We start from the raw sequence: 22,449 nt of genomic DNA on the forward strand, positions 1-22,449 counted from the left end.
TCCTCCGTCAGTCACTTCGATTCCGAGTCCCCGGCGCGGTGCCGCTGGGTCTCGACCGCTTCGTACAGGGACTTGATGTTCGAACTGCCGAACGTGCTCGCGCCCGCCCGCTCGATGATCTCCAGGAAGATCGTGTTCCTCGGATGCACCGACTTCGCAAAGATCTGGTAGAGCTGGCCGTCGTGGTCCTCGTCGAGCAGGATGTTCAGCGCGCGGAGCTCCTCGACGCTGTGGCGGTCCGGTTGCACGCGCTCGGCGAGCAGGGTGTAGTACGCGTCCGGGGTGGACAGCAGCTCGATGCCGTTGTCGCCGATCTGCCGCACCGACGCGAGGACGTTCCCGGTGGAAAGCGCCATGTGCTGCACGCCGGCCCCGCCGTGGTCCTTCAGGAAGTCGTCGACGTGCCCGGACTCCGCCGCCGGGTCGGACTCGATCAGGGTCAGGGTGACCGCCCGCGACTTGCTCTGCACCACCTTGATGTACATGGCCTGGTCACCGGTCACGATCCGCTCGGCGAGCGTGAGGTCGAAGTCGAGGGCTTGCCGGTAGAAGTCGACGGTGGCGTCGATCTGTCCCGGCTCGACGACGACCGCGAAGTGGTCGACGGCGATCAGACCGGTACCGGCGCCGCCGTTGCCGGGCCTCGTGATCAGCCCGTGCGCGTCGTACGCGGCCGAGCCGGCCGGGCGTTGCACGAAGGTGTGCGTGACGTCGCCGAACCCGATGATCGACGCGGTCACCACGCCGTTGCGCTCGGACGGCGGTGCGACCGGGCGCGCACCACCGCGGACCGCCGCGTCGAACGCCTCCGCCGCGTCCGGCACCCGCAACCCGATGTTGGCGACCCCGTCACCGTGCCGCACGACGTACGCGGCGGCCGGGTGGTCCTGCTCGACCGGTTCGGTCAGCACCAGATCGATATCGCCCTGTCCGACCGCGACCGACCGGACCTGTCCCGGCACGTCTCCGGAAGTCGCACGCACCCCGCAGCCGTAACCGTCCACGAGCCACTCGATGTTCTTTTCGATGTCCTCGACGTAAAACTCGACGTAATCAACGGTCATGTTTTCGGACGCCCGCGCCCGCGATACCGTCACTTGTCCTCCAGAACCCGCCAGAGACGCTGATGTGAAACACTCCCATTGACGTTGACATCCGGTACGCGCGAACGCATCTTTCCGATTGCCGACGGCCGAGCGGAAACGGAAACAGCCCGGCGCGCCGGGTGCCCGCGGTGTCCCGGAGCACCCCGCGAACGCGTTCCGGACTTGCGCACCTCGGCCAGTGCTTCGTCGATGGCGGGCACTCCCTCATGGAGCAAATCGAAAATGGTGAAGTGCCCCAGCGGACTGTCGATCACCCGCAGGCGCGCGTCGCGGATCGCGGCCACGCCGGGCTCGTGGTTAGGGTCCATCGGCTGGAAACAGCCACGCATGAAACCGAGCGTGAACTTCTCGACCGAGGTGAAGACGAGCCGGCACAACATTTCTTCGCGGAAGAACCGACGGCCCGTGCCCGACATCGCGAAGGCCATCGCGTGCCGGGCCAAGCCGTGGCGGACGTCGTCGGAACCGGCGTAGGAACCGCCCGCGAACGCGGGGTCCGATCGCGGGAGCTCGGTGGGCACCTCGTCGGCGAATGACGGAGTACCGGGACGGGTCCACCGGCCGCCCCTCGCCGAGCAGGCCTTCCATCGACGCCGAGGTGCCCGGGTACCTGTGGGGCACGAGTACCGCGTTGTCCTTGGCCGCGTTCAGGCGGCCGTGCGTCCGGTACGCCGGTCTCGCACCGGGCAGCGTGTCCCCGCCGGCCAGGGCGAAGGAACCGAGTTCGAAGCGCTCGTGCGGTCCCCGCGCCGCGGCGGTGTGGTAGTCGCGGCCCATCCTGCCCTCCTCGGGGATCGTGGTGCCCCAGGGTTTCCCGCCGGCGCCCCCCGCGTCTTCTCCGCCTTTGCGCGGCGGAACGACTGCAGCACTCGAAAAGACTCCGGCCGACCGGCCGCGGCTACGTTGGTGGCACGGCACGAAGTCCGTTCCCGGTGGCCGGTACGTACGTGCGCCACCCGCGGTGGGGAGGATGAGCCACATGGCCAGTGCGGCCGAAGAACTCGATGCTGTCGTCGTGGGTGCCGGCTTCGCCGGGCTCTCCATGCTTCACCACCTCCGCGGGCAGGAGCTGTCCGTCGAGGTCTTCGATGCGGGTGCCGACGTCGGGGGGACGCGGTACCGGAACCGGTACCCGGCGCCCGGTGCCGGCCGCGTCACGAAAAGTGCGCGGTGACCGCGCGGCGGCCGAGCTGTTGTGCGGCGTGCCCGGGGCCGACATCGCGCAGCTCGCCCGCGAGCCGGCCGCGGCCGTGTGCTCGCGCAGGGGTGGGTCGGTGGTGGAGTTCGGAACGATCACGCAGTGGCTGGTCGACGTGATCGACATCCTGACCGGCGACCTCGACCGCCCCGGCGGCCCGATGCCGACGCGGACCGCCGCGCTCGAGGGGTCCTGCACCGGGCGGCCGTTCGAGTACGGTCGGTGGCACGGCCGCGTGAAGGGCTTCCCGGAGGTGCTCGGCGAGCTGACGACGGCCATGCTGCCGGACGAGATCGAGACACCGGACGAGGGGCAGGTCCGTGCCCTGATCGACCTCGTCGCCGACCACGCGGTGGCGGCGCCCGGCGGACCGCGGTTCGGGCGGGCGTTCGACCCGCTGGACTTCACGGTGTGCGTCGACCCGGACCTCACCGAGACCACCCGGCGGCCCCACGTGATCCTTCCGCCGCGCATCCTGCAGAGGCCGCACTACGACTTCCCGATGCAGATCGTCACGGCGCGGAACTACACCCGCTGCTCCCCGGCGGTGCTGCCGCTCGAGGCGGACCAGCGGTCGGAGGCGGAGATCCTGGCCCGGCTGACGCTGATCGCGGGCAGCGCGCCCATGCAGGTGCCCGGCTCGCCGGTCGGGGGCGTGGACGTCGCCACGCTGCGCGCCACGATCGAGGGCGACGACGGTCCGGAGCGGATACCGGACACCATGCTGGAGTTCGGTCCCTCCGGGCTTTCCCTGGCGAAGCTCGAGGAAGAGCCGAACGGCATCGACCTCGGCCCGCTCGAGCGGCGCCCGAAGGTACTGGTGTGCACGCCGTCCGGCAAGATCGAGCTCGCCCCGGAGCCGATCGTCACCGGCTTCGCGCGGCTGCGGGCCCGCCTGGCCGCGCCGGTCCCGGAGATGCTGCTGATCGGCCGGCGCCGGCTGCGGTCCGACACCAGCCGGCTGCCCGACGTCCCGTCGCCGGTCGACGGCAGCAACCCGCTGCACCCTGCACCCGAACCCGGCCGACGTCACCCGGCTCGGGCTGGGCGACCGGGCGGTCGTGCGCTCGTCGGCGGGCGAGCTGGTGGCCGAAGTCGAGCCGGCCGACACGATCATGCCCGGGGTCGTGAACCTGCCCCACGGCTGGGGCACACGGGCGGCTCGCAGCGCGTCGCCGCCCCGGCACCCCGGGGTCGACGCGAACGCGCTGACCGACGAGCTGGTCGTGGACATGCCGTCCGGCAATGCGGTCTTCACCGGCGTACCGGTCACGGTCAGCCCGTACGCACTCCGAGATAGGAGATCACCAATGGCGGAAAGCAAGCGGAAGTACGGCCTGCGGGCACTGGGGGTCTACGGCCTGCTCGTCGTGATACCGGTGCTGACCAGCATCGTCCTGCTCACCCGGGAGGACAAGGGGGCGGGGGTGGCGGCCAAGTCGGCGGCGGCCACCGGGCACCCGGTGGCCCAGCTGCTGCTGGCGATCGCGGTCGTCATCGCCGCGTGCAAGGCGGCCGGCTGGGTGATGCGGCGGATCGGCCAGCCGGCGGTGGTCGGCGAGATCGCCGCGGGGATCGTGCTCGGCCCGTCGGTGCTCGGGGCGGTCTGGCCGGCGGGCGCGTCGGCGTTGCTGCCGGCGGCGATCATGCCGCAGCTGAACGTGCTGGCCCAGGTGGGCATCGTGCTGTTCGTGTTCCTCACCGGGCTCGAGCTGAACACGCGCCTGATCCGCGGGCGCGGGCACCTGGCCCTGGTCGTCAGCCACGTCAGCATCGCGGTGCCGTTCGTGCTGGGCGTCCTGCTCGCCGTATTCGCCTACGCCAAGTTCGCGCCGCAGGGCGTCGGATCGCTGGCCTTCGCACTGTTCATCGGCGTTTCGATGAGCATCACGGCGCTGCCGGTGCTGGTCCGGATCCTCAAGGACACCGGCTTGTTCCACAGCCGCATCGGGGTCGTCGCGCTGACCTGCGCGGTGGTCGACGACGTCACCGCCTGGTCGCTGCTCGCGCTGGTGGTCGCGCTGGTCACCGCCTCGTCGTTGCTCGGCGTGCTGCTGACCCTCGGCCTGGCCGCGGCCTTCGCCGGCCTGCTGTACTACGTCGTTCGCCCGCTGATGGCGAAGTTCTTCACCCGGACGTCCGAGCCGGTTCTGCGCCGCCTCGCCCCGCTGGCCCTCGTCGGCGTGCTGCTGTGCGCGATGGCCACCGAGTGGATCGGCGTGCACGCGATGTTCGGGGCCTTCATGTTCGGCCTGGTCTTCCCGCGCGGCAACGTGGTCGAAAAGTGGTTGCACCAGAACGCCAGCGGGCTCACCACGGCGTTGATGCTGCCGCTGTTCTTCGCCTACAGCGGCCTCCGCACGAACATCGGGCTCCTCGGCGACCCCGCGCTGTGGCTGTGGTGCGTCGCGATCCTCGTGGTCGCGGTGGTGGGGAAGCTCGCCAGCGCGACGGTGGCGGCCCGCAGCGTCGGGGAGACCTTCTGCCGGGCGCTGCAGATCGGCGTCCTGATGAACTGCCGGGGCCTGACCGAGCTCATCGTGCTGAACGTGGGCCTGGACCTCGGGGTGCTGTCGCCGGAGATGTTCACCATGCTGGTGCTGATGGCGCTGATCTCCACGGCGATGACGACCCCGATGGCCGTGTACCTGGACAAGCGAGCGGGCCGCCGGGAAGCGGCCCGCGGGACACGCGTGCAGCAGTTCGACGAAGAGCTGCCGAAGGCCGCCTGACGGGCGACCGGGCTCGAAGACCGGACGGGCGCCGGCCGCGGTGTGGCCGGCGCCCCGTGTTCGCCGGGTGGCCCGGCTCCGCTGGGCACCGACGTCAGCCGGGACTCCAGGGTTTCGGCGTGGCGAAGCAGTCCCGCACGAGGCTGATCTGATTGTCCATCATGGCCCGGAGAGCCTCCGCGATGCCCGGCTCGGCGTCGTCGGTGACCACGAACTCCCGCGAGTATTCGAGGAACCTCAACCCGGCCGGTGACGTGGTGGGCCTCGTCAAGTTCACGGCCTCGATTCCGGCCAGTCGACCATCGTCGCAATGGTCGACGAGTACCGGGAGCTGCTGCGCGCGTCGCTCGAATCCCCGAATTCCGCGTTGCCGGGCAATGAATCGGGAATGACAGAAACCCCACCCCTTTCCGGGGTGGGGTTTCTCGTTCCCCTCTCGCCGCGATCACCCGGGTCACCAAGCCCGGCGCGCGACTTTCCTTGCCCTCGGGGCGCTTCAGCCCTTCAGCAACAGCGGGACTTCCGCGAACCCGTTGAAGATGAACGTCGGCGCGGGCTTCAGCTCGGTGGCCGGGACGGCCAGCTTGAGGTCGGGGAACCGCTCGAACAGCGCCGGCAGCGCGATCAGCGCCTCCATGGTGGCCAGGGCCGGGCCGAGGCAGCGGTGCCGGCCGTAGCCGAAGCCGAGGCTGCTCTTGTCCTCGCGGGTGATGTCGAACTCGTCGGCGGTGTCACCGTACTTCGCGGGGTCGCGGCCGGCCGCCAGGTAGTTGATGAGCACCAGGTCGCCCTTGGCGATGGTCACCCCGCCGATCTCGATGTCCTCGAGCGCGCAGCGGAACGGCATCGAGCCGACGGCGCCGTCCTTGCGAACCTCCTCGTCCCACGCCGCTTCCCAGCTCGCTTCGCCGGCGAGGATCGCGGCGAGCTGGTCGGGGTGGGTGAGCAGGTCGACGACCGTGTGGCACAGGACGTTGGCCGTGGTTTCCGTGCCACCGCCGATGAGCAGGTGCACCGAGCCGACGACCTCTTCGTCGGTCAGGGGCGCCTCGTCGTCTTCGGTCGCCTTGATGATGATCGTGGTGAGGTCGTCGCCCGGCTCGCGGCGCTTGGTCTCGACCAGCCGGCCGAGTGCCTCGTGCCACTGGTGGAGGTTGGCCTCGGACTCCTCGGCGGTGTTGTCGGTCTTCGCGTTCACCTGGGCGCCCTGCAGCATGGCCGCCTGGTCCTCTTCCTTGATGCCCAGCAGGTCGCAGACGAGGATGGTCGAAAGCGGGTAGAAGAACCGGCCCTTGATGTCCACCACCTCGTCGGCGGGCACCGTCGCCAGGTCGTCGAGGAGCCGGTGCACGATGCGCTCGATGATCGGCCGGGACTTCGCCACCTGGCGGTTGGTGAACGCCTTCGCGACGAGCTTGCGCAGCCGGTCGTGCTCCGCCCCGTCCCGGGTCTGCATGTTGTCCATGGCGACCCAGGTGAAGAGCTCCCAGTTCTGCGGCACGCGACCCGCCTGGTACTCCGGCCAGTTGTCCTTGGTGTTCTTCGCGATCCGGGGGTCGACGAGCAGCTGCTTCGCCTCTTCGAAACCCGTCACGGACCAGGCGGTGTACCCGCCGTGCAGTTCCACGCGGGTGACCGGGCCGCGGGCGCGCAGGTTCCTGTTCTCCCCGTGGAGATCGCTGCCGCTCCGGTCCAGTACGTACGGGCACTTGTCCATTTCTCACTCCACACTGCCGGCGACACCGGAAAAAGCCCTTTCATCATCCGCGCCGTCCGCACCGCGGGCGTCTCGGATGCTGCTCCGAATCGGCGCACCGGCGAAGTAGCCGGAACCCGCTGCAGCGCAAAGAGAAACCGGCGACGCCCCACGGGGCGCCGCCGGTTTCCGGTCGGATCACGGCTTCAGGACGCGGCCCACGTCCGGGGCCTGGGTTCCGTCCGCCAGGCTGCGGAACGCGTCGACCACGTCGGCGGGTCCCTGCCCGTGCCGGATGGTGAGCCAGGACGCCATGCGCCGCAGGTACCGGGTTTCCGCCTCGTGGTAGCGGGCGTAGTACGCGTCCGCGCCCTCCTCGCCGATGGTGTGGTCTTCGACCATCGGCGTGAAGAAGAGCTCCGGCTGCGGGTCGGGCAGCCCGGTCGGCGCCTGCTCGCCCGGGTCGGGGTGGTTGAACCCGATCAGGACACCCTGGGTCAGTGACGGCGCGAACTGCTGGTACACCGCGTGGAGCACCTTGGCCGAGCCGGTGAAGTCCACGAGGACGGCCGGTGCCGTCACGGTGGCCGACTCGAAGGCGTCGTAGGTGGCGACTTCGCCGTAGACGTCCAGGTTTTCGACGAACGACTTCTTGCCCTCCGACGTGATGCCCACGGTCGCGATCCCGGCCTGCCGCGCCCGCAGCTCCTCGACGAGGCCGATCGCCGTCTTGCAGGAGGCGCTGGTGACGATCAGCGACTTCGCGCCCTGGGCGGCCTGTCGTTCGACGAGGTCGGCGAGGGTGAAGGAAGCCGGGAACACCGGGCGCATCAGGGCGCGGAAGTCGTCCAGGTCGTCCGGCTCGCCGACGCTCTGGAAGGTCAGGTACCACGGGTGCAGGAAGGCCCGCTGCGGTGAGGTGTCGAGGAGACCCCGCGGCGTGACTTCCGCCTGCACGGTGTGGTGGCTCGCCATCGGCACGTAGCCGAAGTAGCGGCTGCCGACCGCGACGCCGGCGTTGCGGGATTCCGCGACGCGCACGAAACCCCAGACCGGAACCCGGCCGAACTCCGCCGGCGCGGGGAACGCGTTCCAGAAGGCGATGAGGTTCCCGGCACCGAACTTCGCGTAACTGACGTTGTTGGCGGTGAGGCCGAACTTCTCGACTTCGAGCCGGACCTCACCGGGCTGCAGCTCGGCCAAGACCGGAACACGGATCTCGCTCGCGGTGAAATCGTCCCGCCGGACCAGCACTTCCCAGTTTTCTCGCGTGGGCACTGCGCCCCCTTCGCGTTAGTAGTTCTACCTTCGCCGGCTCCGAATCCGCACGAAGGGGGTAGACCCTGAGCGGCCACGCTGAAAGCTTCGCGGCGGCCGGTCACCGCGGCAACTTCCTCGTTGCGGCCGTCCGCCCGGCCGGCGCGGGCTCCGGGCGCCGGTTCGGCAATGTGGAATACGTGGGTGCGGGGACAGCGCTGGTTGACTCGAAGGTGCCGCAGGTTGTACGAGCCCCGTGAGGAGAGTGCTGAGCCTTGTTCACCACTGACGCTTTTGCCGCACCGGCCGAGGGTGCCCCGCTCGGGGCGGCGACGATCACCCGGCGCGAGGTCGGTCCGCAGGACGTGCTGATCGACGTGGCGTACTGCGGGATCTGCCACACCGACATCCATCACGTACGCGGGGAGTGGGGGCCGCAGCCGTACCCGCTGGTGCCCGGCCACGAGATCGTCGGGACCGTCACCGCCGTCGGTGCCGAAGTGTCACGGTTCTCGCCCGGCGACCGGGTCGGGGTCGGCTGCCTGGTCCGGTCCTGCGGGGAGTGCGCGAGCTGCCGGGCCGGGCAGGAGCAGGACTGCGCGGGCATGGTCGGCACCTACGCCGGCACCGACGCCGACGGCACGATCACCCAGGGCGGCTACTCCGGGAAGATCGTGGTGGGCCAGGACTTCGTGCTCCGCGTCCCCGAGAGCCTCGACCCGGCCGGGGCCGCGCCGCTGCTGTGCGCCGGCATCACCATGTACTCCCCGCTGCGCCGCTACGGCGCCGGCCCCGGCAAGAAGGTCGCCGTGCTCGGGCTGGGCGGCCTCGGCCACGTCGGCGTCAAGCTCGCCGTCGCGATGGGTGCCGAGGTCACCGTGCTGTCCCAGACCTTGAAGAAGCTCGAGGACGGCCTGCGGCTCGGCGCGACGCACTACCACGCGACCAGCGACGCCGACGCCCTGGCCGGGCTCGCCGGCCGGTTCGACCTCCTGATCAGCACCGTCACCGCGCCGCCCGACGTCGCCACCCTGCTGTCCCTGCTGGCTCCCGGCGGCACCCTGGTCAACGTCGGCCTCCCCGCCGAACCGCTTGTGCTGCCCGCGTTCTCGCTCGTCATGGGCCGCAAGACCCTCGCCGGCTCGCTGTTCGGCGGCATCGCCGAGACGCAGGAGATGCTCGACTTCTGCGCCGCCCACGACATCACCGCGGACATCGAGCTCATCGCGCCCGAGGGGATCAACGCCGCCTACGAGCGCGTCCTGGCCTCCGACGTCCGGTACCGCTTCGTCATCGACACCGCCACGCTTTCCTGACCGGCAGCGACGGCGATCCCGGCCCGCGAGGGGACGGGATTGCCGTCGCGGGGCACCGGTCAGCCCGGCTGCACGTCGCCATCCGGCTCGTGAGGGGCGAAGACGACGCCGTTCGAGGTGGTCTGCGAGTGGACCATCCGCAGGGCCGCCGGCCGGGTGCCGTCGCGGAAGAGCTTCTTGCCCGAACCAGGTGCACCGGGAAGAAGACCAGCCGGTGCTCGTCGACGAGATCGTGCTCGATCAGGGTCTGGACCAGTTCGCCGCCGGGCCGATGACGAGCACCCGGCACACCGCTTTCGTCCGAAAGAATGCCAAGATCCCCGGCCCGCGAAGGACCGGGGATCTTGGTTCAGCTTGTCCGCGCCGGCCGGGCCGGCGCGGAACCACCTCATGCGTTCGCCGCGACCAGCCGGGACAGCCGGTGCACACCCTCCGCGATCTGCTCCGGCTTCAGGTAGCTGCAGGACAGCCGGACCGCGTGGTCGCCGCCGTCGGAGTAGAAGAACCTCATGGGCGTCCACAGAACGCCGAACTGCTCCGCGGAGAGCTGGAGCAGTTTTTCGTCGGCCGGGAACGGCAGGTCGACGACCGCGAAGAACCCACCGCGCGGCACGTTCCACCGCACCGGGCGTTCGCCGCGGCCGGAACGCGGCAAGTGCCTCTCCAGCGCCGCGAGCATGGTGCGCAGGTTGCTCCGGTAGAACGCGACCTTGTCCCGGTTGGCGGCGCGCAGACTGCAGCCCGATTCGACCAGGACGCCGCCGATGACGGCCTGGGAGATCGGCGAGGTGTTCACGGTCAGCATGCTCTTGACCGCCGACATCTCATCGGCGAGCAGGGTGTGCCTGCCTTCCGCGTCGACCACGGTCTGGTCGGCGACGAGGAAGCCGACGCGGGCACCGGGGAAGCAGGACTTCGCGAACGACCCCAGATAGATCACCCGTCCCCCGGTGTCCAGGGACTTCAGGGTCGGACGCGGCTCGTCGTCCAGTCCGAACAGGCCGTACGGGTCGTCTTCGAGCAGCAGCAGGTCCTGCTCGCCCGCGATGTCGAGCAGCGTGCGGCGGGTCGCCACCGGCAGCGAGATGCCCGACGGGTTGGAGAAGTTCGGCACGAGGTAGAGCGCGCGAGGGCGCTTGCCCGCGGCGCGGACCTCGCGCGCCACCCCGGCGACGGTCTCCGGGTCGAGCCCGGCGGGAGACTCCGGCACGGGCACCACGTCCACGCCGAGGATTCGAGCCGCGCCGGTCAGCCCGACGTAGCAGGGCTCCACCGCGAGGACGACGTCGTCCGGGCTCGCGCACAGCGCCCGCAACGCGATGATCATGGCCTCCTGGCAGCCCGCCGTGACCATCACCGACTCCGGTGGCACGACGATGCCCTCGTCGACCTCGAGCATCCTGGCGATCAGCGTGCCGATCTGGCCGTTGGTCCGCCCGTACTGGAGCAGCAGGCCGCGCACCTGCTCCTCGGAGAGCCCGCCGGCGCGGAGATGGTCCACATAGGATCCGAAGTACCGTTGCACGTCCTCCGTCGAGTAGAACCCGTCGTAGGGGCGGCCGGCGGCCAGGGAGATCGCTTCCGGGTACCGGCCCGCGATCTCGTTGAGGAAGTTCATCGAGGTCGCGACCGGGTCGGACACCGAGACGTGCAGATCGGCGCGGGACAGCTCAACCATGGATCTCCGATCCGGTGGCGGCCAGCGCCGCCAGCTCCACGAGCCGGGAGCCGACGTCGATGACAGGCAGGTCGCAGCTTGCGGTGATCAGCGGCAGGACGCTGGTGAAGTGCGTGCAGGCCAGGACGACGGCGTCGAGGTCGAGGCGCCGCGCCAGGCGCAGGGTCGTCGGCAGGTGCGAGGTGCTGAAGGCCGCTTCCGGGTCACCGGCCTCGATCCCGCGAACCAGGCCGGGGTCCGACACCCCGAGCATCCGGTGGCCGGGGCTGACCTCCCAGGCGGTCCGCTCGACACCGACGACGGCTTGCGCGTTCCCGGTGATCACCAACGACGAGCGCAGCTCCGGGAACACTTCTCGGTACACGGTGACGGGAGAGACCACCGGCAGCGCCGAGGCGTCGTGGTACACCACGGCGGACAGCGAATTGCAGAACAACATCGCCAGCTCGGTCCCCCGGGCGCGCAGCTCATGGAGCTGAGCGTGGAACGCCGCCGTCAACGCGCCGGGATCCCGGTACTGCAACGAGTCCTGCTCGTCAGGCGAGCCCGCCATGGCATACGGAGCCGTCGCCAGCCCCTTGGCTCTCAGCAACTCGGCCCCGAGGCCGGAGTCGTAGGGCGTGCCGGCGATGACCGCCACCGCGGGCCTTCCCCCGTCCACCATCATCGCGTCTCCGTCCCGCAGGCGTCCTCTTCGCCCATGGTTCCAGCCGGGACGGCGGCTGCCTTCCTCCGGAGTGCCCGTCGGTGGAGCGCGATCACCTTGCCCGGATTGAAGATCCCGTCAGGGGCGAGTGCCACTTCACCGCCCGGTGGATCTTCACGCCGTTCGAGGGCGGCATCGAGACCCGCGAACGGTTCCCGAACAGTTCGCTGATCTCCGTGCGGCATCGACCACGCTGATGGGAGGCAACGCGTGTGTCGACGGCAAGATCGCGGCGTGCCTGTCGGACGGCACGCCGGCCGAACGCGTGTTCCGCCGGCGAGCCGGCACGCCGCTGCTGAACCTCAGCCTCGACGACCTGATGGCGACGTGGTTCGCACGCCACGACCGCCGGACCATCATCGGGCTCCCGCCGCGCACCTCCGAGCGTGCCGCGGCGTGTCCCACCGGCAAGCAGGAAGACGCGTTCCCCCTTGCCCCACTGCGAAGCTGGGCCGGTCGACAATCTAGGAGGTCAAGGTGTCGAGCACCGATGTTCCGACGCGGGAGGAACTGGTTCGCCGCGTGGCCGAACTGGCTCCCGTACTGAAGAAGCACGCGAACTGGTCCGAGCAGAACCGGCGGGTGCACGACGAGTCCATCGAGGCGCTCGCCGAGGCCGGCGTGTTCAAGCTGCGCCGCCCGAAGCGGTACGGCGGGTTCGAAGCCGACACCCGGACGCTCGTCGACGTCGCCACCGAGATCGGCCGCGCCGACGGCTCGACCTCCTGGGTCGCTTCGGTGTACTGGATCCCCACCTGGATGGCCTGTCATTTCCCGGAGGCGGTGCAGGACGAGGTGTTCTCGACCCCGGACGTCCGCGTGTGCGGCACGCTCAGCCCGTCCGCGATGGCCGCACCGGTCGACGGCGGCGTCGTGGTGAACGGCAAGTGGGGCTTCATCAGCGGGGCGCTGCACGCACAGTGGCAGGAGATCATCGCGATCCTCGTCCCGCCCGAGGGCGAGCCGTACCCGATCATGGCGCTGGTTCCGTTGTCGGACCTGCTGATCGTGGACGACTGGGACACGGCGGGCCTGCGCGGGACCGGCAGTGTGTCGACGGTGGCGCAGGACGTCTTCATCCCGGCCGAGCGCGTGCTCCCACTACCCGCGGTGCTGGAGGGGCAGGGTGGTCCAGCCGCCTCGATCTACCGGTCGCCGCTGCTGCCGGTCGCCTCGGCGTCGTCGGTCGGCACGCTGGTGGGCATGGCGAAGTCGGCTCAGGACAGCTTCCTCAAGCGGCTGCCGGACCGCAAGATCACCTACACCGCTTACGAATCGCAGCGCGAAGCCCCGATCACGCACCACCAGGTGGCCGAGGCGGCGCTGAAGATGGACGAGGCGCAGTTCCACGCGCACCGGCTGGCCGGTCTGGTCGACACGAAGACCGCCGACGGCAGCCCGTGGAAGCTGGAGGAGCGCGCGATCGCGCGGGCCGACCTCGGCGCGGTGGTCCGGCTGGCCAAGGAGTCCATCGACATCCTGGCCGGGGCCTCCGGCGGCTCCTCGATCTACCACGGCATCCCGATCCAGCGCATCGCCCGCGACATCGCCGCGGTCAACCTCCACGCGCTGATGCACCCGAACACCAACACCGAGCTGTACGGCCGCGTGCTCTGCGGTCTCGAGCCCAACACGCTTTACATCTAGGGAGACTCCATGACCACGACCGAAAGCGGCACCGCCGCCGACCAGGCCGCGATCGCGGCCCTGACCCAGAAGGTCATCGCCGCGTGGGCCTACGGCGACGCCGACGGGTTCGCCGGTGTCTTCACCGAAGACGGCACCATGATCCTGCCCGGTATCTTCAAGAAGGGCCGCGAAGAGATCCGCGCGTTCCTGAAGGAGTCGTTCGAGGGCAACTACAAGGGCACCCAGGTCACCGGACGGCCGATCGAGATCCGCTTCTTCACCCCGGACTCCGGCGTCCTCATCACCCAGGGCGGCGTTCTCGGCCCCGGCGAGACCGAGGTCGCGGACTCCCAGTCGATCCGGGCCTCCTGGACCGTCGTGAAGCGGAACGGCGCCTGGCACCTGGCGTCCTACCAGAACACCCCGGCCAAGCAGCAGCTGCCGAAGCCGGGCACCGTCTGACCCCGTCCCACCCCGGAACCCGGGCCGCCCCTGGCGGCCCGGGTTCCTTCTTTCCCGCGAAGAAGACGCAGCCTCACAGCAATGCGGCCAGTCCCGCGTACCCGCCTTCCTTCAACCGCAGCCCGGAAGTCGTCGCATACGCCTCGTCCGCGCGGATTCCCAGCCCTTCCACCATCCGGTTCATGAAGTTGAACAGCGCGCACACCAGCACCGCGTCGTGCAACGCCCGCTCGTCCCAGCCGGCGGCGAACACGGCTTCCGCGTCGTCCTCGGTCATCCGGGAGGGCGTGCGGGTCAATTTGCCGACATAGGCCAGCACGGGACGGAGCTTGTCGTCGACCGGTGCCGAGTCGAGGTCCGCGACCGCGGCCGTCAGCAGCCCCTCCGGCACGCCGAACGCCTCCGCGGTGATCGTGTGGATCCCGTGGCAGTAGGTGCAGCTGTTCACCCCGGACACGTACGCCGCGATCAGCTCGCGCTCCCCCGGCGTGAACGGCGACTCGCCGCGCATCAGCACCTCGTGGAGGTCCAGCAGGTGCCGCGCCGGATCCGGGTTGGCCTGGAACACCTGCAACAGCGTGGTTTCAGCCGGCAGGGACCTCAGGTACGACATCGAAGGGATCCTTTCCGTCCGCCAGCCCGGCGGCGAGCTGGTCGACCTCGGTGCCGCGCAGCGCGCAGGCGGTCAGGTAGGCGATCGTCCCCGTGCCGGCGCCGGGCACCGCCGCCGCGACCAGCTCGAGCCGGCGTTCCCACTCCCGTCGCAGCGAGCCGGGTGACGACGTCGACGGCGGGTCGCCGAGCCGGTCGCGCAGGGCCAGCCAGTGCTCCCGGCCGGACTCCAGGAGCCCGCTGAAACCGAACTCGGCCGAGCCGTGCCGTGCCTGGTCGACGACCTGGGTCACCAGGGCCGGGTCGTCGGCGAGCCGGGCGAGCGCGAGGCCGGCGAGCAGCCGGTCGGCGTCCAGCCCCAGCAGGATGATCCCGGCCTCGGTGGCGGCGGGCGCGTCGACCTCCGGCAGGGCGAACCGCGAGTCCGTTCCGCCGCTTTTCCGGGGGTCCGGGTGGCGAAGCTCCCGGCCCGGGGCGAAGCCCCGGATGTCGTCGCGTTCAGACACCGACGACCGCCTCGGCCGGCGCGGCAGCCCCGCTGCGCAGCTGGCCGGCGATCGCCGCCGCGACCCGGGTGGTGGCGACGCGGTGGCCGTCGATGTTGCGGGCGGCCGGGCCGAGCACCATCCCGGCCCCGGCCCCGACCACCGACACGCGCGGCTCGCGGCGGTAGGACAGCGTGCGTTCGTCCAGGGACGGCCAGCCGTCGCGGGCGTCGACGACCTCGTCGGGCAGCAGGCCGGCGCCGATCGACGGCGTCGTGCCCAGCGCCAGCACGACGTGGTCGCCCGTGACCCGGCGGCCGCTCTCCAGCCGCAGCACCACGCTCCCGCCGACCGCGGGCGCGATCGCCTTGACGGCTTCGCCGCGGTGCACGACCAGGCGGCCCTCGGCTTCCGCGCGTTCGAGCAGCGGCCGGAACTCGAACATGATCGACGCGCGCCGGAACCGGCCCATCAGCTCGAGCCGCTCGGCCCAGCCGACGCCGTCGAAGCGCTTGCGGCCCTCCGGCCGGAAGAAGGTCGAGTTGACGTCCGCACACTGGTAGCGCTCGCCGGTTTCGCGGACCACCCAGCGCACTTCGCGCCCGGCCTCGAGCGCGCCGGTGATCAGGTGGGCCGCGGTGAGCCCGGCACCGACGACCACCTGGCAGCGCGCGCCCGACGGCACCGATTCGTCCCAAAAGGACACTCCGCGCGGCGGATGGCCGCCGCCCCACCAGGTTTCCGGCGCGGGACGGCGTTCCTCGCCGGGGCACAGCACGACGTGGCGGGCGGCGACGGAGAAGCGGTCGGTGTGCACGGCGACGGCGTCCGAACCGGGCACGACCTCGCGCACGGTCGCCTGCCAGGTCTTCTCCCCCACGTGGTGGGTGGTGACCAGGTGCGCGCAGTAGGCGTCGAAGACGTCGACCGGGACGACCGACCGGTGCCCGGCCTGCGACATCCGGATCTCGCGGCGCTCGACCGGCGTCAGCCGGCCCCAGTGCAGCCGTGCGAAGTCGAGCAGCTCGCAGTCGCGGAATCCCTCGACCCCGGGGTGGTGTTCGTAGGGCGAGCGCAGCACGCGCTGGCCCAGCAGGTCGATCCGGTCGAAGAACCGCCCGCACGGCCGCCCGGTGCGGTCCACCACGACGACGTCGGTCACGCCGTGGTGCCACAGGGCGGAGGCGACCGCGAGCCCGGCCGGACCGGCCCCGACGATCACGACGTCCGCGGCCGGCGCGGGCGACGCCCCCCGCGCCGGGAACAGTGGCGCGGGCGGACGCGGCCACGCGCGGCCACGCGGCGAGTCGAGCAGGTGCGGCTCCGGTACGAACGTGATCACTGCTCGCCCCGCCGCCGGCTCAGACCACCGTGACGGGGACGATCAGCTCCACCACCGGCCGCTGGCTCATCCCGTTGGTGACCAGCTCGTCCAGCGTCTGCTGGGACTGCTCGGCGCTGTCGGTGGCGATCGGGCTGTAGCGCGAGTAGAAGTAGGTCGGCTTGCGGCCGCTGGTCTCCATCGAGTACGTCTTCAGCACGGTCTCGCCCGGGCGGACCTCGCCGTCGTAGAAGGTGAGGCGACGCTGATCGGGGGTCATGAAGCTCTTGGAGAACTGCGGCGACATCAGCATTTCGTCGTCGAGGAACGTCGAGTCCTCGTCCATCACGGCCTGCATCGCGACCCACGTCTGGTCGGTCAGGTTGGTCTCGGCCTTGATGACCTGCCAGCGGCCGGGCTCGGGGAGGTTGACGCTCACCGAGACGTCGTGGTCGGTGGTGTCGATGGCGCCGGTGATCATGAGCACCCGGCGGCCGACGTCGGCGGTCCCGGTCATCTGCACGTCCCTCGCGCGCACGCGGCCTGAGACGTCAAGTCCTGGCAACTCGGGTGAAGACATGGTGCAGCCTCCTACGTTTACCCACCCCAGAAATAGCGGCCTGACCAGCGAACATACAAAGACTTTCACACGCCGAGATACGCTGTCAAGGTGAGGAATGCACGTCCGGCGAGCCGGTAACCGGCGAGCCGATCAGGGGAATGACCACCACTGAGCGCCGGTACGAGCTGGTCCGTTCGGCCCAGTGTTTCGCTGGTCCGATCACTCCGGACTCGACGTCTCCTGGGGTTCGGCCGCATCGACCCCGTCTTCGACCGCTCCGACATAGCGGATTTCGAACGCGGAATCGGCACGCTGCACCATTAGTTTCACGACCAGTCCCGGTTTCACCATGATGAGGAAATTGCCGGGATCACTGGGGTCGCCGAAAATGTCGTAAACGAGAAATGCGGAACCGTCACCGACGGCGAACAGGGCCTCGTAGACGACATTCCGCTCCGCCTGCGACGCCGACTCGGCCCAGCTTTCGAGAACCTCGAGGCCCGCCGTGAGCTGGAGGCGCATTGCCATCCGCCGGCCTCCCAACCGAACGTCGCAGATCGCCGTCACGCATGGTCCACCGTGCTGCGGTGACACTTCGGCCCGGACACCGTCGATTCTCCTGGGCCGGCGGTGGGGTGCTCATCTCCGAGCGTGCGCTCCGGCACCGTCCGTGTCCGGCGCCGGAGGCCCGCCGCTTCAGTTGTAACCGAGCACGATGTGCTCGCCGAGCTCCTCTTCGGCCGGCTCGGGCGGCTCCACCAGCCGGAGCCCGCGGGGCTCCTCGGCGGGTGGGGTCCAGTCGTCGGCCGGGACCGCTGCTGCTGTCATGGCGTTCCTCCGCTGTCGTCGGTGTGTGGGATCACCATGCGCCACCGGGGTCGAGAATCGGATGGGATCCGCTGACGTGCGCAGCTTTTGAGTGGTCGCGGCAGGGGTGGGAGGGGTGCACTGGAGGTTCCCCACTCGACGGCGAGGTGCGCGCATGGCGGAGGACCGGAAGACGATCGGCGGCGCGGCGGACCGCCAGCGCACGTGCGCGATGTGCGGAGCGGAGTTCAGGCTGGGCGATCGCACGGAGGTGGAGGCGTTATCGGACGGCGAGGTGCGGTACGTGGCGGTGCACCCGGGCCACACGACGTACTCCCCGAGCCGCGAGCGCGCGGCGGCGCGCCGGTTGCGGCGAACGCCGGGTCAGGCGGCCTGACCGGGCGATGCCTCCCGCCCGGCCCCGCGCCCGGCTCTCGCGCCCGGCACGGGTCGGCTCGGCCGCTGCGGGCACCGGGGAGCGCCCCAAGGCGGCCTTGGTCGCGTCTGACGCACCGAAGGCCACCTTGGGGCGCTCTGCGCCCGGCGACCGCGGCGGCCCGAGGCCCCGGCGGCCCGGCCGCGCCCGGGGAGGCGAGGCGCGGGCTGTCCGCGGCCGTGGGGTGGCCGCGGCAAGTTTCGTGAAGGTGGCCTTCACGGCGTTCGGCGCGAGCGCCAGTGGGATCAGCCGGGGTCAGTGCGGCAGGCCCGACATCCGCCAGGCACCCGCCCCGGGCCGCGGCTCCCGGGCCCGCCACGCCGGGTCCCCCCACACCGACGGCCCCGGGATCTCCGGTGACCGAACAGCCGAAACAGCGTGCAGGACCGCCGTCAACGCCGCCAGCTCGCAGTCGTCCGGTGCACCGTGCAGGACGCGGATCGCGGACATCGGGACTCCCTCAGATCGGCAGGTTGCCGTGCTTGCGGCCGGGCGCCGGCTTGCGCTTGTCGCGCAGCATCGCGAGCCCGCGGGCCACCGCGGCACGGGTCTCCGCCGGGTCGATGATGTCGTCGACCAAGCCGCGCTCGGCCGCGTACTGGGGATTCAGGTACTCCTGTGTGTACTCCGCGACCAGCTTCGCGCGCAACGCCGCCGGGTCGGCGGAGGCCGCCAGGTCGCGGCGGTACAGCACGTTCACCGCGCCCTCCGCGCCCATCACCGCGATCTGGTTGGTCGGCCACGCCAGCGACAGGTCGCAGCCGATCGACCGCGAGTCCATCACGATGTATGCGCCGCCGAAGGCCTTGCGCAGGATCACCTGGATCCGCGGGACCGTCGCTTCGCAGTACGCGTGCAGCAGCTGCGCGCCCTGGCGAATGATGCCGCCGCGCTCCTGCTCCACCCCGGGCAGGAATCCCGGCACGTCCACGAGACTCACCAGCGGGATGCCGAACGCGTCGCAGAACCGCACGAACCGCGCTGCCTTCTGCGACGCCGGCCCGTCGAGCACGCCGGCGAACACCATCGGCTGGTTGCCGACCAGGCCGACCACGCGGCCGTCGATGCGCGCCAGCGCGCACAGCACGTTGCGCGCCCAGCCCTCGTGCAGCTCGAAGAACTCGCCGTCGTCGGCGACCTCGGCGAAGACGTCCCGCATGTCGTACGGCTGGTTCGGCTCCACCGGCACCAGCTCCGCCAGGCGGGGCCGGTAGTCGTCCTTCGCGTTCGTCGGCGCGGTCGGAGGCGGCGGGTCGAGGTAGTTCGACGGCAGCAGCGACACCAGGTACCGGACGTCGGCGAGGCAGCTCTCCTCGTCGTCGTGCACCACCGTCGCGACGCCCGAGGCGCTGCCGTGGACGTCGGCGCCGCCCAGCTCCTCGTGCGTGACGCGCTGCCCGCTGACGGCCTCGACGACGTCGGGCCCGGTCAGGTACATCCGCGCGGTGTCGCGCACCATGAACGTGAAGTCCGCGAGCGCCGGCGAGTACGCCGCGCCGCCCGCGCAGGGGCCGAGGACGACGCTGATCTGCGGGATGACGCCGGACGCCTCGACCTGGCGGCGGAAGATGCCGCCGTAGCCGTTCAGCGCCAGCACGCCCTCCTGGATCCGGGCGCCGCCGCTGTCGTTGAGCCCGATCACCGGGGCGCCGTTGGCCACCGCGAGGTCGAGCACCTTGTGGATCTTCGCCGCGTGCGCCTCGCCGAGCGAACCGCCGAAGAGCGTGAAGTCCTGAGCGTAGACGAACACCCGGCGCCCGTCGATGGTGCCGGAGCCGGCGACCACGCCGTCGGTGTGCGGGTGGTTGCCCGCCAGGCCCGGGCCGGTCGCCTGGTGGCGCCGGTAGGGCTCGAGCTCGGTGAAAGAGTCTTCGTCGAGCAGCAGGGCCAGCCGTTCGCGCGCGGTCAGCTTGCCCAGCGAGTGCTGCCGCCGGACGGCGTCGAGCTTGCCCTCGTGGATGTGCGAGCGCAGCTCCTCGCGGCGCCGGCGCAGCAGCGACATGGCGGGCGGCGACGGCGGCGCCAGGTCGGCAGCGCGGGCCAACTCTATGACCTGCGCGTCCCCGGACGACGCCGAGCGGCCCAGCCGGCGGCGCCGGCCCCCATCGGGGACCGGCACCACCTCGGCGGCGCCGGCCCGCGCCGCACCGGACTCCTGGCTTCCGCTCACGCGGCATCCCTCGTCCGGACCAGGTGGTCCCGCTCGATCTCGGCGACGATGTCGGACCACACGATGCCGCGGCCCAGCCGGGGCATCGGACGGACCACGGCGTCCACGGCCGACGGGGTGTGGACCGCTTCCGGCTGCCGGTCACCGGTGTCCGTGCGCCCGGTGTCGCTGGTGGTCATGACAGGACCTCCTCGGTCTGGCCGGTCCCGGGGCCGGGACCGGTGGGAACTGCCGGACGCCGGCTGACGTCCGATGTGGACCGAACTGCCGCGCCCGCCTGCCGGACCGTGATCCGCCCGGTCGCGTGCAGCCAGGCCACCGTGTCGCGCACGGTCTCGCCCACCGGCCGCGCCGGCACGCCCCCGGTGGGCGCGTCCGCGGCGACGGGCACCGCCGTCGCGCAGACGTGGATCGCGCCGTACTGCACCGGCAGCGCCCACGGCCACCCGCGCTGCAGCAGGTCGGCGAACCGCCCCACCGGGTACAGCGCCCGCGGGGGCAGGAACACCGCCGGCAGCGCGCGCCCGGTCGCCGCCCGGACCGTGGCCAGGTACTCCCGAGTGCTGAGGAAGTGCCCCGGTCCGAAGAACGCGGCACCGGACACCTCCCCGTCGAGGAGCCGGGCGTGCAGCTCCGCGGAGTCGCGGACGTCCCCGACCGGAAGCCCGCGGCCCGGCCAGATCGGCGTCAGCCCTCGCAGCACGGCGCGCAGCCGGGCGTTCTGGTCGCCCAGGTGCGGGTCGTCCGGGCCGAGCAGGGCCGGCGGGTACGTGACGGCGATCGGCGCACCCGCCGACCGGTGCTGCCGCGCGATCCGCTCGGCCGCCGCCTTCGACGCGAGGTAGGGCTCCCGCGACGCGCCGAGCGGGCTCGAAACCCCGATCGACGGGGCGGTCGTGGGGTACAGCGCCCCGACCGTCGACACGTGCACGATCCGGCCGGTGCCCGCCCGGCGCGCGGCGGCGAGGACCACTTCGGTGCCGCGCACGTTCACCCGCCACAGCTCGTCGCGACGCCGGCTGTCGAACGTGTAGATGCCCGCCGCGTGCAGCAGCGCGTCCGCCCCCGCCACCAGCCGGCGGGCCGCGGCCGGATCCGTGACGTCACCCGCCACGACGTCCACTGTGGACGGAACGGTGGCGGGGTCGCGGGCGAGCAGCCGGACCCGGTGCCCCCGCCGCAGCAGCGCGGCGGCCGTGTGGGTACCCAGGAAGCCGGTGCCACCCGTGACCGCGATCAGCATGACCGTCCCTCCCTCAGGCCGCGCGGGCCTTCCCGTCGACCTGGTGGTAAGCGCCGCCGTAGAAGACCAGCGCGTGCTCGCCGGTCCCGCGGCTGGTGGCGAGCACCCGGCCCAGGAAGATCGAGTGGTCACCGCCCTCCACCACCTGCGCCAGCTCGCACTCCAGCCAGGCCAGCGCCCCGGTCAGCAGCGGGGCCCCGGTCCGGTCGCCCGGCGTGTAACCGACGGCTTCGAACTGGGCCATCCCGTCGGGCCGCCGCCAGTCGGCGAAGTACTTCGACGTCTCCTGCTGGTCCGCGGACAGGATGTTCACCCCGAACGAACCGGCGCTCACGATCGCCGTGTGCATCCGGGCCGCCTTGGCCACGCAGCACAGCACCATCGGCGGTTCCAGCGACACCGACGAGAACGCGTTGGCGGTCATGCCGTGCGCGTCCTCCCCGCCCGCCGTCAGCACCGTCACGCCGGTGGCGAACTGCGCCATCACCTGCCGCAGTCCTGGCTGGGGCGAGAGGCCGCGGTGTGCCGGCGACCTCCGCAGCCGCTTCAGCACGGGAGGATCCGATTCGTAGCCCACTTGTCAGACTCCCTTGCCGTTGACCGCGGCCGTCGCGTAAGGCGCCAGCGCCTCGCGCAGCTGCTCGGGGACCCGCGACGGCACGGTGGCCGTGTTGGGCCCGCGCATGCAGGCGATCCGCTGCCGTCCCCTGGCGACCAGCCGCTCGTCGCCCTCGGGGGTGAGGTGGACGTAGTCGAACGCGAACTGGATCTGCGTCGAGGTGAGTTCCTCCAGCCGCAGCCGGATGGACAGCTCGTCGAAGGCGGTGATCTCGGCGAAGAACTCGCACTCCACCTTGAGGGTGAACAGCTTGAGGTCGTGGCGGACCTCTTCGAGCACCGCCGGGGCCTTCTCCTTGAGGAACATCTCGCGGCACCGGCCCTGCCAGCGCACGTAGTTCACGTAGTAGACGTTGCCCACCAGGTTGGTCTCTTCGAAGCCGACCGTGTGGCGGATCTCGTAGTAGTCGGCCAT

General features: G+C 71.1%; 26 protein-coding genes and 1 pseudogene. 8 read left to right on the plus strand and 19 right to left on the minus strand.

The features are described from left to right. Window positions 1–11: 11 nt before the first annotated feature. Together hppD and QRX60_RS51095 are read right to left on the minus strand one after the other, a co-directional pair. Entirely contained in the window at window positions 12–1,064 is a 1,053-nt protein-coding gene (hppD, locus tag QRX60_RS51090; RefSeq protein ID WP_285998668.1) for a 4-hydroxyphenylpyruvate dioxygenase, read from the minus strand. Window positions 1,065–1,093: 29 nt separating this feature from the next. Beyond that, entirely contained in the window at window positions 1,094–1,627 is a 534-nt protein-coding gene (locus QRX60_RS51095) for an alpha/beta hydrolase family protein (protein WP_285998669.1), read from the minus strand. 458 nt (window positions 1,628–2,085) lie between these two features. On the opposite strand from QRX60_RS51095, the gene QRX60_RS51100 reads away from it, so the two are divergent. The 3 genes and pseudogenes from QRX60_RS51100 (at window position 2,086) to QRX60_RS51110 (ending at window position 5,036) form a co-directional block, all read left to right on the plus strand. Then, window positions 2,086–2,280, plus strand: a complete 195-nt coding sequence (locus tag QRX60_RS51100) for an FAD-dependent oxidoreductase (RefSeq protein ID WP_285998670.1) — start codon at window positions 2,086–2,088, stop codon at window positions 2,278–2,280. 1,067 nt (window positions 2,281–3,347) lie between these two features. Beyond that, window positions 3,348–3,479 (plus strand): annotated as a pseudogene (locus QRX60_RS51105) (molybdopterin dinucleotide binding domain-containing protein); the annotation flags it as partial. 135 nt (window positions 3,480–3,614) lie between these two features. Beyond that, entirely contained in the window at window positions 3,615–5,036 is a 1,422-nt protein-coding gene (locus QRX60_RS51110) for a cation:proton antiporter domain-containing protein (protein WP_285998671.1), read from the plus strand. Window positions 5,037–5,130: 94 nt separating this feature from the next. On the opposite strand, the gene QRX60_RS51115 is transcribed toward QRX60_RS51110, so the two are convergent. From QRX60_RS51115 to QRX60_RS51125, 3 genes are all read right to left on the minus strand, one after another. Then, window positions 5,131–5,313: a hypothetical protein gene (locus QRX60_RS51115; protein WP_285998672.1), complete on the minus strand. Its 183-nt coding sequence runs from the start codon at window positions 5,311–5,313 to the stop codon at window positions 5,131–5,133. A gap of 219 nt (window positions 5,314–5,532) precedes the next feature. Continuing rightward, the gene (locus QRX60_RS51120; protein ID WP_285998673.1) at window positions 5,533–6,753 is read right to left on the minus strand and encodes a cytochrome P450 family protein; all 1,221 of its coding nucleotides are present in this window, start codon (window positions 6,751–6,753) and stop codon (window positions 5,533–5,535) included. Window positions 6,754–6,930: 177 nt separating this feature from the next. Then, window positions 6,931–8,010 carry a DUF2855 family protein gene (locus QRX60_RS51125; RefSeq protein WP_285998674.1) on the minus strand — a complete coding sequence of 360 codons (1,080 nt, stop codon included), beginning with the start codon at window positions 8,008–8,010 and terminating at the stop codon, window positions 6,931–6,933. 254 nt (window positions 8,011–8,264) lie between these two features. Between QRX60_RS51125 and QRX60_RS51130 the strand changes: the two genes are divergently transcribed. Then, entirely contained in the window at window positions 8,265–9,305 is a 1,041-nt protein-coding gene (locus QRX60_RS51130) for an NAD(P)-dependent alcohol dehydrogenase (protein WP_285998675.1), read from the plus strand. A 388-nt stretch (window positions 9,306–9,693) separates the two neighbouring features. On the opposite strand, the gene QRX60_RS51135 is transcribed toward QRX60_RS51130, so the two are convergent. Both QRX60_RS51135 and QRX60_RS51140 read right to left on the minus strand, forming a co-directional pair. After that, window positions 9,694–10,983, minus strand: coding sequence for an aminotransferase-like domain-containing protein (locus QRX60_RS51135; RefSeq protein WP_285998676.1), 1,290 nt, complete (start codon window positions 10,981–10,983; stop codon window positions 9,694–9,696). Then, complete coding sequence (locus QRX60_RS51140; protein WP_285998677.1) at window positions 10,976–11,650, minus strand: aspartate/glutamate racemase family protein; 675 nt, start codon at window positions 11,648–11,650, stop codon at window positions 10,976–10,978. Before QRX60_RS51140 ends, QRX60_RS51135 begins: the two co-directional genes overlap by 8 nt. Before the next feature lie 80 nt (window positions 11,651–11,730). On the opposite strand from QRX60_RS51140, the gene QRX60_RS51145 reads away from it, so the two are divergent. The 3 genes from QRX60_RS51145 to QRX60_RS51155 all read left to right on the plus strand — a co-directional run bounded on the left by QRX60_RS51145 (window position 11,731) and on the right by QRX60_RS51155 (window position 13,780). Then, on the plus strand, window positions 11,731–11,886 hold the full coding sequence (locus tag QRX60_RS51145) for a hypothetical protein (protein ID WP_285998678.1): 156 nt from the start codon (window positions 11,731–11,733) through the stop codon (window positions 11,884–11,886). A gap of 280 nt (window positions 11,887–12,166) precedes the next feature. Beyond that, window positions 12,167–13,336 carry an acyl-CoA dehydrogenase family protein gene (locus QRX60_RS51150; protein WP_285998679.1) on the plus strand — a complete coding sequence of 390 codons (1,170 nt, stop codon included), beginning with the start codon at window positions 12,167–12,169 and terminating at the stop codon, window positions 13,334–13,336. Window positions 13,337–13,345: 9 nt separating this feature from the next. Further along, on the plus strand, window positions 13,346–13,780 hold the full coding sequence (locus tag QRX60_RS51155; protein ID WP_285998680.1) for an SgcJ/EcaC family oxidoreductase: 435 nt from the start codon (window positions 13,346–13,348) through the stop codon (window positions 13,778–13,780). 73 nt (window positions 13,781–13,853) lie between these two features. On the opposite strand, the gene QRX60_RS51160 is transcribed toward QRX60_RS51155, so the two are convergent. The 6 genes from QRX60_RS51160 to QRX60_RS51185 all read right to left on the minus strand — a co-directional run bounded on the left by QRX60_RS51160 (window position 13,854) and on the right by QRX60_RS51185 (window position 17,588). Next, complete coding sequence (locus QRX60_RS51160) at window positions 13,854–14,393, minus strand: carboxymuconolactone decarboxylase family protein (protein ID WP_285998681.1); 540 nt, start codon at window positions 14,391–14,393, stop codon at window positions 13,854–13,856. Further along, complete coding sequence (locus tag QRX60_RS51165; RefSeq protein WP_285998682.1) at window positions 14,365–14,898, minus strand: DUF6187 family protein; 534 nt, start codon at window positions 14,896–14,898, stop codon at window positions 14,365–14,367. The genes QRX60_RS51160 and QRX60_RS51165 overlap by 29 nt, the downstream gene beginning before the upstream one ends. After that, on the minus strand, window positions 14,891–16,219 hold the full coding sequence (locus tag QRX60_RS51170; RefSeq protein WP_285998683.1) for an FAD-dependent oxidoreductase: 1,329 nt from the start codon (window positions 16,217–16,219) through the stop codon (window positions 14,891–14,893). Before QRX60_RS51170 ends, QRX60_RS51165 begins: the two co-directional genes overlap by 8 nt. 19 nt (window positions 16,220–16,238) lie before the next feature. Next, a complete protein-coding gene (locus tag QRX60_RS51175; protein WP_285998684.1) occupies window positions 16,239–16,715 on the minus strand; it encodes a DUF6423 family protein in 477 nt (158 codons plus the stop codon). A 264-nt stretch (window positions 16,716–16,979) separates the two neighbouring features. After that, on the minus strand, window positions 16,980–17,288 hold the full coding sequence (locus QRX60_RS51180; RefSeq protein ID WP_286003880.1) for a DUF6235 family protein: 309 nt from the start codon (window positions 17,286–17,288) through the stop codon (window positions 16,980–16,982). A 168-nt stretch (window positions 17,289–17,456) separates the two neighbouring features. Continuing rightward, the gene (locus QRX60_RS51185; protein ID WP_285998685.1) at window positions 17,457–17,588 is read right to left on the minus strand and encodes a hypothetical protein; all 132 of its coding nucleotides are present in this window, start codon (window positions 17,586–17,588) and stop codon (window positions 17,457–17,459) included. Between the two features lie 154 nt (window positions 17,589–17,742). On the opposite strand from QRX60_RS51185, the gene QRX60_RS51190 reads away from it, so the two are divergent. Then, window positions 17,743–17,964: a hypothetical protein gene (locus QRX60_RS51190; RefSeq protein ID WP_285998686.1), complete on the plus strand. Its 222-nt coding sequence runs from the start codon at window positions 17,743–17,745 to the stop codon at window positions 17,962–17,964. Window positions 17,965–18,258: 294 nt separating this feature from the next. Here the strand turns inward: QRX60_RS51190 and QRX60_RS51195 are convergent, their stop codons facing one another. The 6 genes from QRX60_RS51195 to QRX60_RS51220 are packed head-to-tail and all read right to left on the minus strand — an operon-like array spanning window position 18,259 to window position 22,449. After that, a complete protein-coding gene (locus tag QRX60_RS51195; RefSeq protein WP_285998687.1) occupies window positions 18,259–18,453 on the minus strand; it encodes an acyl-CoA carboxylase subunit epsilon in 195 nt (64 codons plus the stop codon). 10 nt (window positions 18,454–18,463) lie between these two features. Next, window positions 18,464–20,173, minus strand: a complete 1,710-nt coding sequence (locus tag QRX60_RS51200) for an acyl-CoA carboxylase subunit beta (protein WP_285998688.1) — start codon at window positions 20,171–20,173, stop codon at window positions 18,464–18,466. Continuing rightward, a complete protein-coding gene (locus QRX60_RS51205) occupies window positions 20,170–20,352 on the minus strand; it encodes a DUF6222 family protein (RefSeq protein ID WP_285998689.1) in 183 nt (60 codons plus the stop codon). The genes QRX60_RS51200 and QRX60_RS51205 overlap by 4 nt, the downstream gene beginning before the upstream one ends. Beyond that, window positions 20,349–21,416: an SDR family NAD(P)-dependent oxidoreductase gene (locus QRX60_RS51210; protein WP_285998690.1), complete on the minus strand. Its 1,068-nt coding sequence runs from the start codon at window positions 21,414–21,416 to the stop codon at window positions 20,349–20,351. Before QRX60_RS51210 ends, QRX60_RS51205 begins: the two co-directional genes overlap by 4 nt. A 13-nt stretch (window positions 21,417–21,429) precedes the next feature. Continuing rightward, a complete protein-coding gene (locus QRX60_RS51215) occupies window positions 21,430–21,993 on the minus strand; it encodes a flavin reductase family protein (protein ID WP_285998691.1) in 564 nt (187 codons plus the stop codon). Between the two features lie 3 nt (window positions 21,994–21,996). Beyond that, window positions 21,997–22,449: an acyl-CoA thioesterase gene (locus QRX60_RS51220; RefSeq protein ID WP_285998692.1), complete on the minus strand. Its 453-nt coding sequence runs from the start codon at window positions 22,447–22,449 to the stop codon at window positions 21,997–21,999.

This window comes from Amycolatopsis mongoliensis, from assembly GCF_030285665.1.
GTDB classification, from domain to species: Bacteria; Actinomycetota; Actinomycetes; order Mycobacteriales; family Pseudonocardiaceae; genus Amycolatopsis; species Amycolatopsis mongoliensis.